Source organism: Pseudomonas sp. A0308 (genome assembly GCF_044218815.1).
GTDB classification, from domain to species: domain Bacteria; phylum Pseudomonadota; class Gammaproteobacteria; order Pseudomonadales; family Pseudomonadaceae; genus Aquipseudomonas; species Aquipseudomonas iridis.
Map to the genome: position 1 here is coordinate 2,704,025 of NZ_CP162581.1, position 11,324 is coordinate 2,715,348.

An 11,324-nucleotide genomic window follows, 5' to 3' on the forward strand; every position below is an offset into this window, starting at 1 on the left:
CGTTTTCCCAAAGGATCACCCCGCCCGAGGTTTTAGCCGCCGGGCGGAATGATTCAGGTCAACGCCGTATCAAGGCTTGGACTTTTCCAGGTATCGGAAAAAGTCACTGCTTGGGTCGAGGACCAAGACGTCGGATTTGTTCGCGAAGCTTTCACGGTAGGCGCGCAGGCTACGGTAGAAACCGTAGAACTCCTGATCCTGACCGTAGGCCTTGGAGTAGATCGCAGCGGCCTGGGCATCACCATCACCGCGAACCTCTTCAGATTCACGATAGGCTTCAGCCAGCAGCACGCGGCGTTGACGATCGGCGTCGGCACGGATGCCTTCAGCCAGCTCGTTACCCTTGGCGCGGTGCTCACGAGCTTCACGCTCACGCTCGGTGCTCATACGCTCGAACACACTGCGGTTCACTTCTTTCGGCAGATCGATGGCCTTGACCCGGACATCGACGACTTCGATACCCAGCTCTTTCTCTGCCATCTTGTTCAGCGACGCGGTGATGTCAGCCATCAGCGCATCACGCTCGCCCGACACGACTTCGTGCAGGGTGCGCTTACCGAACTGGTCACGCAGACCGGATTCCAGTCGACGGGAAAGACGCTCGTCGGCGATCTGCTTGAGGCCGGAAGTCGCGGTATAGAAGCGCTCGGCATCTTTCACGCGCCACTTGGCATAGGCATCGACCATCACGGCTTTCTTTTCCAGGGTCAGGAAGCGCTGCGTCGGTGCATCCAGCGTCAGCAGGCGGGCGTCGAACTTGCGCACCTGGTTGACGTAAGGCACTTTCACATGCAGACCCGGCTGGACATCGGCCTGAACCACACGACCGAACTGCAGCAACACCGCACGCTCGGTCTGAGCCACGATGTAGAAGCAGTTCCAGCCCACCAGTACGACAACGACGCCAACGATCAGGGCGATCAGCGATTTATTGCTCATCAGCGGGTCTCCCTTGTACGCGACTGCGGCACGTCAGTGACATGCGGCGTGACGTCCGTGTTGCTGCTGGCGGCGGCCGAACCGGTTACCGGTGCGTTGCCCGAACTGTTCTGGATCATTTTGTCCAACGGCAGGTAAAGCAGATTGCTCTGGCCGTCCTTGTTGCCGGTCACGAGTACCTTGCTGGTGTTACTGAAGACTTCCTGCATGGTGTCCAGGTACAGACGCTGGCGGGTGACTTCAGGCGCCTTGCGATACTCGGCAACCAGTTTGGTGAAGCGATCCGCCTCACCCTTGGCGCGCGAGACCGTTTCGTCGCGGTAACCATTGGCATCCTCGAGGATACGCTGGGCCTGACCACGAGCTTCCGGCACCACGCCGTTGGCGTAGGTTTCTGCCTGGTTACGCGAACGCTGCTCGTCTTCACGGGCGCGGATCACGTCGTCGAAGGCTTCCTGTACTTCACGCGGTGCAGCGGCGCTCTGTACGTTGACCTGAGTAACGGTGATACCGGTGCGATAGGTATCGAGGAAACGCTGGAGACGTTCCTTGATTTCGCTGGCCATCAGTTCACGACCTTCGGTCAGCACCTGATCCATCGCGGTGGAACCCACCACATGACGCAGCGCACTTTCGGTCGCGTGCTGCAGGCTGATTTCCGGCTGGTCGACGTTCAGTACGAAGTCCTGCAGGTTGCTGATCTTGTACTGCACGGTCAGCGGCACTTCGACGATGTTCTCGTCTTCGGTCAGCATCTGGCCCTGCTTGGAGTAGGCACGCTCACGCGTGACGTTTTCCATGTACTTTTTATCGATCGGCGGGAAGTAGATATTCAGACCCGGGCCGACGGTTTCGTAGTATTTGCCGAAGCGCAGCACTACGGCTTGCTCCTGCTCGTCCACCACGTAAACCGCGCTGTACAGCCAGACAGCCGCCAGCACAACGAGGGCAATACCGATCAGACCGCCGAAACCGCCGCCGCTCTTGCTCGAACCACCGCCGTCATCACCACGTTTCTTGCCACCACCGAACAATCCGTTCAGGCTTTCCTGCAGCTTTCGGAAGGCCTCGTCGAGATCCGGTGGCCCCTTGCGGTCGCCGTTATTGCGGCGCTTGCCACCCCAAGGATCCTGATTATTCGAGTTGCCACCCGGCTCATTCCAAGCCATAGCGCTCTCCATCTGATAAAGCAAAGACGCACCCACGGCGCGCCGACCAATGCTACAGAATGCCTGACGTTGCGGCACAACCGCTTTGTCAGGCTTTTATTGCAAAGTGTGTTGCTCGATGAATTCCATCGGCTGCAATCCTTCGCGGCTTACCAGTCGATTCAACTCGACCCGGGGCAAGCGAACGGCCAGCAGGCTGATGCCTTCTTCGTCGTGCTCTTCTTTTTGCACCGCACCGAGTTCGAAAAACTGCGCACGCAGTCGAGCGAATTGTTGCGGCAAGCGCAATGTACCCACAAACAAATCACCGCCCAGCAACTCGGAGATGGCTTGTTCAAGTAATTCCAGACCACTGCCATCACGCGCCGACAACCATACCCGTTGCGGTTTGCCATCGGCATCGCGCTGGATTTGCGGCTCAACGCCTTCAAGCAAATCGAGTTTGTTATAGACCTCGAGGATCGGCAAGTCCTGGGCGCCAATCTCGCCCAACACCACCATCACCTGCTCGATCTGCAACATGCGATCCGGTTCGGCCGCGTCGATAACGTGCAACAGAAGGTCGGAGTTACTCGACTCTTCGAGCGTAGACCGAAAAGCCTCGACCAGCTTGTGTGGCAAGTGACGAATGAAACCTACCGTGTCGGCCAGGACAATCGGCCCCAGGTCGTCCAGTTCCAGACGGCGCAAGGTCGGGTCCAGCGTGGCGAACAATTGATCAGCCGCGTACACGTCGGATTTCGTCACGTTGTTGAAGAGCGTGGATTTACCGGCGTTGGTATAGCCCACCAGAGACACGGTAGGAATATCCGCACGCGAACGGCCGCGCCGCGACTGCTCGCGCTGGCTGCGCACTTTTTCCAGCCGGCCCTTGATCTGCCGCAGGCGAACCCGCAACAGACGACGGTCGGTTTCAAGCTGGGTTTCACCCGGACCGCGCATGCCGATACCGCCACCCTGACGCTCAAGGTGAGTCCAGCCACGAACCAGCCGCGTGCTCATGTGGTCAAGCTGGGCCAGTTCGACCTGGAGCTTGCCTTCATGGGTACGGGCGCGCTGAGCGAAAATATCGAGAATCAGACCGGTACGGTCAATCACGCGACACTCGAAAACACGTTCGAGGTTACGTTCCTGACTGGGCGTGAGGATGTGATTGAAAATCACCAGATCAGCCTTTTCGGCATGGACCAGGTCGCGCAGTTCCTCGACCTTGCCGCTGCCGATCAGGAATTTGGCAGTTGGCCGATGACGCGGCACGTTAAAAAACGCAACGGTCTCGGCGCCTGCCGAATTAGCCAGTTCCTGAAACTCCTGCGGATCTTCGCGCGCCTCAGGGTCCTGTCCATCCAAGTGAACGAGGATTACTCGCTCACCACCACCGTGGCGCTCAAAGAACAAAGGAGACTCCTATCAGGCGTTACCTGGCTCAGCGTCACCTGCTTCGGATTCGGTTGCGCTAGGCAGACGAATTGGACGAACCGGCACGACTGTCGAGATAGCGTGTTTGTAAACCATTTGGCTGACGGTGTTTTTCAGCAGGATCACGAACTGGTCGAACGACTCGATCGTGCCTTGCAGTTTGATACCGTTGACCAGGTAGATGGAAACCCCAACTTTCTCTTTACGTAAAGTATTCAGGTAAGGGTCTTGTAGCGAATGCCCTTTTGACATGTGCCGCACTCCTTTAAGGATTCAATAATAAAAATAGGTAATTCAGATGGCTTTAGCCGTCACACCCCCAAGGATAGACGGCAATTGCAAGGACTCAGCTCAATATGGAGATGGTCCCTAAGTATTTCAAGGCGCGTGGCAGATTGTCGCAATCAAGACTGTCCAGCCAATGTAAATCTTCCCAGCTTCGTAGCCAGGTGAACTGGCGCTTGGCCAATTGGCGCGTGGCGATGATGCCGCGCTCCTGCATGTCAGCCAATGTCAGTTTGCCATCCAGGTAGTCCCAGACTTGGCGGTAGCCTACCGCACGTATAGACGGCAACCCCGAATGCAGGTCACTTCTTTTACGCAGGGCTACGACCTCGTCGATGAATCCCTGTTCCAACATATTTGTGAATCTTTGTTTAATGCGCTCGTGCAGTACCTGACGATTCGCCGGGGCAATGGCCAAGTTCGCGACAGTATAGGGCAATTGTTGCAGTCCCGAAGCGGCTGCTTCAGTACTTTGCGCAGATTGTTGCTCCCGCAGCGCAGTCATGCTCTGACCACTGACCCGATAGACTTCCAGCGCGCGACTCAAGCGTTGTGGATCGTTCGGATGAATCCGGGCAGCGGACACCGGATCAATCACCGCCAATTGATCGTGCAGGGCTTGCCAGCCAAGGCGTGCAGCCTCTTCTTCGATCTGCGCGCGCACCTCGGGATCAGCCGCTGGCATATCCGCCAGACCTTCGACCAAAGCCTTGTAATAGAGCATCGTGCCGCCCACCAGCAGCGGAATTTTTCCGCGCGCGGTAATTTCAGCCATGGCTTGCAAGGCGTCGCGACGAAAATCCGCAGCCGAATAGGCTTCAACTGGATCGAGAATATCGATCAGACGGTGAGGATATTCGGCGAGAAGCTCTTTTGAGGGCTTGGCGGTGCCGATGTCCATGCCGCGATAGACCAGCGCCGAATCGACACTGATCAGCTCGCACGGCAACACTTTGGTCAGCTCGATGGCCAGATCGGTCTTGCCCGCAGCGGTCGGGCCCATCAGGAAAATCGCTGGAGGAAGCTGGCTCATCAACGACCGCGCAAAAACAGTTTGTCCAGATCGTCCAGGCCCAATTGGGTCCAGGTCGGTCGGCCATGGTTGCATTGACCGCTACGCTCGGTGTTTTCCATGTCACGCAGCAGACCGTTCATTTCCGGCAGGGCCAGACGCCGGTTGGCTCGGATTGCGCCGTGACAGGCCATGGTGCCGAGCAGTTCGTTCAGGTGTGCCTGAATCCGGTCGCTGGTGCCGTACTCCATCAGGTCCGACAGCACGTCGCCAACCAAACGGTTGGCCTCAGCCTGCTTGAGCAGTGCTGGAATCTGGCGAATCGCCAATGTTTCCGGGCCCAGACGCTGCAATTCAAAGCCCAGGCGCTGGAACCACGCAGCGTGTTCTTCAGCGCAATCAGCCTCACGCTGACTGACCGCCAGCGATTCCGGTACCAGCAACGGCTGGCCGCTGAGGCCTTCGCTGGCCATGGCGACCTTCAGGCGCTCATACATGATCCGCTCATGGGCAGCATGCATGTCCACCAGCACCAGGCCTTGGGCGTTCTCGGACAGAATGTAGATGCCTTTCAACTGCGCCAATGCGTAGCCGAGCGGCGGAATGTCTTCCTGACCGGCCGGCAATGCGTTGGCATTGGCTTCTGGCAAGGGCGCGAAAAACTCGCGATAGGCGGCCTGAGCCTCAGCGACCGGCGGCACAGCGGATTGCGGACGCGGCGTGTATTGATACTGATAAGCGCCGCCAGCACTGGCGCCCGACGACGTGTTGAACGCCGGCTGTGCCTGCGGTTGCTCCAGCAGCGCATTGGCCGCCAGACGCATTTCGCCCTGCGGCCCGAACTCACCGGCATCAAGCCCTGTCGGGCGGACCACGGCAGTGGTGACCGAACCGGCAAGCTGATCTTCCGGACGCACATCGCCCAGCGCCCGGTGCAGCGTGCCGTAAAGGAAGTCATGCACCATGCGCCCGTCACGGAAGCGCACTTCGTGCTTGGTCGGGTGAACGTTAACGTCCACAGCAGCCGGATCAACCTCGAAAAACAGCGCAAACGTCGGGTGGCGACCGTTGAACAGAACGTCGCGATAAGCCTGGCGCACCGCGTGCGCCACAAGTTTGTCGCGCACCGCACGGCCGTTCACAAAAAAGTACTGCAAGTCCGCCTGACTACGGTTGAAGGTCGGCAAACCGACCCAGCCCCACAGGTGCAAGCCATTGCGTTCGATCTCGATCGGCAGCGCCTGCTCAAGAAAACCCGAGCCGCAGATCGCCGCCACACGCCGGGCGCGGGCCGCATCATCGTGGGCTTCGTGCAGGCTGAGAATGGTCTTGCCGTTGTGGCGCAGATGGAAAGCCACGTCGAAACGCGCCAGTGCCAGCCGCTTGATCACTTCTTGCAGGTGATCGAATTCGGTTTTTTCGGTCTTGAGGAATTTGCGTCGTGCCGGCGTATTGAAGAACAAGTCGCGCACTTCCACCGAAGTGCCCACCGGATGCGCGGCCGGCTGAACGCGAGGCGCCATGTCTCGACCTTCGGTTTCGACCTGCCAGGCCTGATCGGCATCACGGGTGCGCGAAGTCAGGGTCAGGCGCGCCACGGAGCTGATCGAGGCCAGGGCTTCACCGCGGAAGCCCAGGCTCATCACCTGTTCCAGGTCTTCCAGATTGCGAATCTTGCTGGTGGCGTGCCGGGCCAGTGCCAGTGGCAGGTCATCGGCAGAGATGCCGCTGCCATCGTCGCGCACCCGCAGCAGCTTGACGCCGCCCTGCTCGACGTCGACATCAATGCGCTTGGCACCGGAGTCGAGGCTGTTTTCCAGCAACTCCTTGATCACCGACGCCGGGCGCTCGACCACTTCGCCGGCGGCGATCTGGTTCGCCAGCCGTGGGCTGAGCAGCTCGATGCGGGCCGTATTCAGGACCTGAGTCATTCTTTGGACGCCAGTTCGGTGCCAGGAATGGTCAGGTGCTGACCCGCTTTCAGGTCATCGCTTTTCAGGTTGTTGGCGCTGCGCACCGCTGCCGGCGAGACCTGATAACGCACGGCGATCATCGCCAGGGTTTCGCCCGGATTGACTCGATGATCACGCGGGCCCTGGGCAATCTTGCCGGAATCACGCAGCCAGGCAATGTAGGTACCCGGCGGCGGGTTCTGTTGGAAGAACTGGCGCACGCCACTGCTGATCGAACGCGCCAGCGCTTGCTGGTGGCTCGACGCCGAGAGCTTGTTCGCTTCGTTGGCGTTGGAGATAAACCCGGTTTCGACCAGGATCGACGGAATGTCCGGCGACTTCAGCACCATGAACCCGGCTTGCTCCACGCGCTGTTTGTGCAGCGGCGTAACCCGGCCGATGTTGGTCAGGACTTTCTGCCCGACGTTGAGGCTGGAGGTCAACGACGCTGTCATCGACAGGTCAAGCAGCACGCCCGCGAGCATGCGGTCCTTGTCGTCGAGGCTGACGTTGCCCGCACCGCCGATCAGGTCGGAACGGTTTTCACTGTCGGCCAGCCAGCGAGCGGTCTCGGACGTCGCACCGCGATCAGACAGGGCAAACACCGAAGCACCGAAGGCCGCCGCAGATGGCGCGGCATCGGCGTGGATCGAGACGAACAGATCAGCACCCTTCTTGCGGGCAATCTCCGTACGCCCGCGCAACGGGATGAAGTAGTCACCGGTACGGGTCAGTTCGGCGCGGAAGCCTTTCATGCCATTGAGCTGACGCTGCAATTCACGGGCGATCTGCAGCACCACGTCTTTCTCACGCTGCCCGCGCGAGCCGGACGCACCCGGGTCTTCGCCACCGTGGCCGGCGTCAATCACCACAATAATGTCGCGCTTGCCGGCCGGGGCTGGCGGCAGCTTGATGGTCGGTTCGGTCGGGGTAACCGGCACGGCCGGCACCGTCGCAACCCGCGGCGCAGGTGCAGGCGGCGGAGCGGCATCGGCCGGGTTGTCGAACAGATCGACCACCAGACGGTTGCCGTATTGCGCGTTCGGCGCCAGCGAGAAGCTTTTGGGCGTGACGGCTTTTTTCAGGTCGATGACCACCCGCAGGTCTGACGGCGTGCGCTGGGCCGAGCGCATCGCGGTGATCGGCGTGTTCGCGGTCTGCACATTCAAAGGCGCGCCGAGGGTGGCGCCATTGATGTCGATCACCAGTCGATCCGGTGAAGTCAGGGTGAAAACGCTGTGCTGCACCGGGCCGCTCAGGTCGAAGACCAGTCGCGTGTTATCCGGCGCCCGCCACAGGCGCACGCTGTTGACCTTTGAATCGGCCACAGCGGTGACGGTTACTGCCATCAACATCAGTCCTGCGGCAGCCACCAACGCGCGAAAGCGCATACCTAACCCCATCATCTAATTGGTTTCCAATGCCAAAGCGGCACACCAGGCCTCGCCACGCGAGCCCTGGGACAAAATATTCAGCGAACGCCCGCTGTCTTGCGGGCTAATGGTAATGGTCAGGTCAGGCTTTGGCAAAAAGCCTGCACCTTTATCGGGCCACTCGATCAGGCAGAGGGCGTCGTCGTCGAAGTAGTCGCGGATCCCGAGAAACTCCAGTTCCTCCGGATCAACCAGGCGATACAGGTCGAAATGGAAGGCGCGGATGTCACCGATTTCGTAGGGCTCGACCAATGTGAAGGTCGGACTTTTTACCGCTCCGACATGGCCCAGCCCGCGAATGATCCCTCGCGACAGCGTGGTCTTGCCCATGCCCAGGTTGCCAACAAGAAAAATCAGGCCATGGCCCTGGGTCACGCGGGCGATCCGTGTGCCAAAGTCGCTCATGGCCTGTTCATCGGCCAGGTACAGGGTTACTTCAGACACGGTGCATGCTCCTCCAACAACTGACGAATGGCTGGAATCAGATCACTGGCCGCCAGCCCACGGCCGAATTTTCCTTGGTGCATCCCGGCATTGGCGTGCAGCCAGACCGCCAGGCACGCGGCATCGAAGCCATCCATGCCTTGTGCCAGCAGCGCGCCGGTCAAACCGGCCAGCACATCGCCGAGCCCGGCGGTGGCCATGGCCGGATGCCCCTGATGACACAACGCCAGACGCCCATCGGGATGGGCGATCAGGCTACCGGCGCCTTTGAGCACCACAACCGCTGTATATTTTTTACTCAACGCCAACGCAGCGGCAGGACGATCGGCCTGCACCTGCGCGGTGCTGATCCCCAGCAACCGTGCCGCCTCACCCGGATGCGGCGTGATCACGCAATCCCTGGGCAAGCTGACAAACCCTTCGGCCAGCAGGTTCAATGCATCGGCGTCCCACACCTGTGGCAACGGCGCATTGGCTGCCGCCGACACCAGCGCCCGCCCCCAGCCAGCCTGCCCCAGCCCCGGCCCGACCACCAGCACGGAAACCTTTTCCAGCAGGCCCATCAATTGATTGGCCGAGGAAACACCCAGGGCCATGGCTTCCGGAATGCGGGTCAATGCCGCTGACACATGTTCCGGGCGAGTCGCCAGCGAAACCATGCCGGCACCGCTGCGCAAGGCACTTTCGGTGCTGAGCAGGATCGCCCCGCCAAAACCGTGATCGCCGCCGATTAGCAGCACATGCCCGAAGCGGCCTTTGTGGGAACCGGGTAGACGTGGCGCCGGCCGTGGAAGATTAGCCGCGTGCAGGCGCCTGGCATTGACGGGAATGTCACCACAGGTTTCGGCCGTCGCCTGCAAATCATTAAACACCAGCTCGCCGATATGATCCGCCGCATCACCGGTGAACAGGCCGACTTTCAAGGCGATGAAGGTGACGGTGAGGTCGGCGCAAACGGCAGTACCCAGTGCATGCCCGGTGTCGGCGGACAGTCCGGAAGGAATATCAACTGCCGTTACCGGCAGGCCACTGGCGTTGATCGCCGCGATGGCCGTGCGATAGGGCTCGCGTACGTCACCGGTCAGGCCGGTGCCGAGCAAGGCATCGACAATGACGCCGCGCAATTCGTTTTGACCGGCCCAGCCCAGCACACTGACGCCCTCGGCGAGCGCTTCGGCGTGCGCCTGTGCGGCATCACCTTGCAGGCGCTGCGCGTCGCCGACCGCCAGCACGCGCACCCGCCAACCCGCCCGATGCGCCATTGCGGCGAGCAAATAGCCGTCGCCAGCATTGTTGCCGTGGCCGGCAAGCACAGTCATTTCATCGGCTGTCGGCCATTGCCGCACCAACGCCCGCCAGGTCGCATGCGCGGCGCGCTGCATCAATTCGAAGCCCGGCGTGCCCGCGGCAATCAGCCGTGCGTCGATCTCGCGCACCTGTGCGGCGCCATACAGCGCGTCGGGTAATTCATCTTTCGTGTGCGGCATGCGTCTTCGGGCTCCGATGTCTGGCAGAATTATACGCACCTCAGCTCCGGTTTCTCTCGCCTCATGTCCGCCATCACCACAGACCTGCCCGCTCTGGCCCAATCGATCAAGGATTGGGGCCGGGAGTTGGGCTTTCAGCAAGTCGGCATCAGCGGCCTCGATCTGGCCGAGCATGAGCAGCACCTGCAGCGCTGGCTCGAGGCCGGCTACCACGGCGAAATGGATTACATGGGCGCCCACGGCAGCAAGCGTTCGCATCCCGAAGAGCTGGTGCCCGGTACTTTGCGTGTGGTTTCCCTACGCATGGACTACCTGCCAGGCGACACCGAGATGGCCAAACGTCTGGCCGAACCGGAAAAAGCTTACGTGTCACGTTATGCCTTGGGCCGCGATTACCACAAATTGATCCGTAAACGTGTTCAACAATTGGCGGACAAGATTCAAGGCGAGATCGGCCCGTTCGGGTTTCGCGCTTTCGTCGACAGCGCGCCGGTGCTGGAAAAAGCCATCGCCGAGCAGGCTGGGCTGGGCTGGATCGGCAAAAACACGCTGGTACTGAACCGTAAGGCTGGCAGCTATTTTTTCTTGAGCGAATTGTTCGTCGATCTACCGCTGCCAGTGGATGAGCCGCACAGTACCGAACACTGCGGGCGCTGCACTGCATGCCTCGATATCTGCCCGACCAATGCTTTCGTCGGCCCGTATGTGCTGGATGCGCGACGCTGCATTTCGTATCTGACCATAGAACTGAAAACCGCCATCCCCGAAGAGCTGCGGCCACTGATCGGCAACCGGGTGTTCGGCTGTGACGATTGCCAGATCGTTTGCCCGTGGAACCGCTTCGCGCGGCCCTCGACGGAAAGCGATTTCAAGCCACGGCACAACTTGGACAACGCCGGACTGGCTGAACTGTTTTTGTGGGATGAAGAGAAGTTTTTGAGCAGCACCGAGGGCTCGCCATTGCGGCGAGCCGGGTATGAGCGCTGGTTGCGCAATCTGGCAGTGGGGTTAGGCAATGCGCCCTCAACGATTGCGGTGCTGGAAGCGTTGAAGGCGCGACGGGATTATCCCTCGGCGCTGGTCAGGGAACACGTCGAATGGGCGTTGAAGCAACATTCGTCATAAAGGGGATTCCCCCGCATTCGAACGCCGCGCAAACCCAATCGTTTTCTCGTCTCAGACCA

At 60.3% G+C, this 11,324-nt stretch carries 10 protein-coding genes; 1 reads left to right on the top strand and 9 read right to left on the bottom strand.

All coding sequences use genetic code 11. From position 1 onward, the window contains the following. Positions 1-69: 69 nt before the first annotated feature. From hflC to AB4P92_RS12530, 9 genes are all read right to left on the bottom strand, one after another. On the bottom strand, positions 70-939 hold the full coding sequence (gene hflC, locus AB4P92_RS12490) for a protease modulator HflC (RefSeq protein ID WP_042557389.1): 870 nt from the start codon (positions 937-939) through the stop codon (positions 70-72). Continuing rightward, the gene (gene hflK / locus AB4P92_RS12495) at positions 939-2,108 is read right to left on the bottom strand and encodes an FtsH protease activity modulator HflK (protein WP_042557388.1); all 1,170 of its coding nucleotides are present in this window, start codon (positions 2,106-2,108) and stop codon (positions 939-941) included. Before hflK ends, hflC begins: the two co-directional genes overlap by 1 nt. A gap of 96 nt (positions 2,109-2,204) precedes the next feature. Then, positions 2,205-3,506 carry a ribosome rescue GTPase HflX gene (gene hflX, locus AB4P92_RS12500; RefSeq protein WP_042557387.1) on the bottom strand — a complete coding sequence of 434 codons (1,302 nt, stop codon included), beginning with the start codon at positions 3,504-3,506 and terminating at the stop codon, positions 2,205-2,207. 12 nt (positions 3,507-3,518) lie between these two features. Then, positions 3,519-3,779 (bottom strand): RNA chaperone Hfq, encoded by a 261-nt coding sequence (gene hfq / locus AB4P92_RS12505; protein ID WP_007902656.1) that lies wholly within the window; start codon positions 3,777-3,779, stop codon positions 3,519-3,521. A gap of 94 nt (positions 3,780-3,873) precedes the next feature. Beyond that, positions 3,874-4,845 (bottom strand): tRNA (adenosine(37)-N6)-dimethylallyltransferase MiaA, encoded by a 972-nt coding sequence (miaA, locus tag AB4P92_RS12510; RefSeq protein ID WP_047299491.1) that lies wholly within the window; start codon positions 4,843-4,845, stop codon positions 3,874-3,876. Further along, positions 4,845-6,755: a DNA mismatch repair endonuclease MutL gene (gene mutL, locus AB4P92_RS12515; RefSeq protein WP_261736304.1), complete on the bottom strand. Its 1,911-nt coding sequence runs from the start codon at positions 6,753-6,755 to the stop codon at positions 4,845-4,847. The genes miaA and mutL overlap by 1 nt, the downstream gene beginning before the upstream one ends. Further along, positions 6,752-8,182 carry an N-acetylmuramoyl-L-alanine amidase gene (locus AB4P92_RS12520; RefSeq protein ID WP_042557384.1) on the bottom strand — a complete coding sequence of 477 codons (1,431 nt, stop codon included), beginning with the start codon at positions 8,180-8,182 and terminating at the stop codon, positions 6,752-6,754. Before AB4P92_RS12520 ends, mutL begins: the two co-directional genes overlap by 4 nt. Continuing rightward, complete coding sequence (gene tsaE, locus AB4P92_RS12525) at positions 8,183-8,653, bottom strand: tRNA (adenosine(37)-N6)-threonylcarbamoyltransferase complex ATPase subunit type 1 TsaE (RefSeq protein WP_042557383.1); 471 nt, start codon at positions 8,651-8,653, stop codon at positions 8,183-8,185. Beyond that, on the bottom strand, positions 8,641-10,140 hold the full coding sequence (locus AB4P92_RS12530; RefSeq protein ID WP_395599454.1) for an NAD(P)H-hydrate dehydratase: 1,500 nt from the start codon (positions 10,138-10,140) through the stop codon (positions 8,641-8,643). The genes tsaE and AB4P92_RS12530 overlap by 13 nt, the downstream gene beginning before the upstream one ends. 63 nt (positions 10,141-10,203) lie before the next feature. Between AB4P92_RS12530 and queG the strand changes: the two genes are divergently transcribed. Further along, positions 10,204-11,265 (top strand): tRNA epoxyqueuosine(34) reductase QueG, encoded by a 1,062-nt coding sequence (gene queG, locus AB4P92_RS12535; protein ID WP_047299486.1) that lies wholly within the window; start codon positions 10,204-10,206, stop codon positions 11,263-11,265. The last annotated feature ends 59 nt before the right edge of the window (positions 11,266-11,324 follow it).

What these genes read in the sequence shown, in the direction of transcription:
- hflC (WP_042557389.1), bottom strand. Translation starts at nt 939, where the DNA reads ATGAGCAATAAATCGCTGATCGCCCTGATCGTTGGCGTCGTTGTCGTA.
- hflK (WP_042557388.1), bottom strand. Translation starts at nt 2,108, where the DNA reads ATGGCTTGGAATGAGCCGGGTGGCAACTCGAATAATCAGGATCCTTGG.
- hfq (WP_007902656.1), bottom strand. Translation starts at nt 3,779, where the DNA reads ATGTCAAAAGGGCATTCGCTACAAGACCCTTACCTGAATACTTTACGT.
- miaA (WP_047299491.1), bottom strand. Translation starts at nt 4,845, where the DNA reads ATGAGCCAGCTTCCTCCAGCGATTTTCCTGATGGGCCCGACCGCTGCG.
- mutL (WP_261736304.1), bottom strand. Translation starts at nt 6,755, where the DNA reads ATGACTCAGGTCCTGAATACGGCCCGCATCGAGCTGCTCAGCCCACGG.
- AB4P92_RS12520 (WP_042557384.1), bottom strand. Translation starts at nt 8,182, where the DNA reads ATGATGGGGTTAGGTATGCGCTTTCGCGCGTTGGTGGCTGCCGCAGGA.
- AB4P92_RS12530 (WP_395599454.1), bottom strand. Translation starts at nt 10,140, where the DNA reads ATGCCGCACACGAAAGATGAATTACCCGACGCGCTGTATGGCGCCGCA.
- queG (WP_047299486.1), top strand. Translation starts at nt 10,204, where the DNA reads ATGTCCGCCATCACCACAGACCTGCCCGCTCTGGCCCAATCGATCAAG.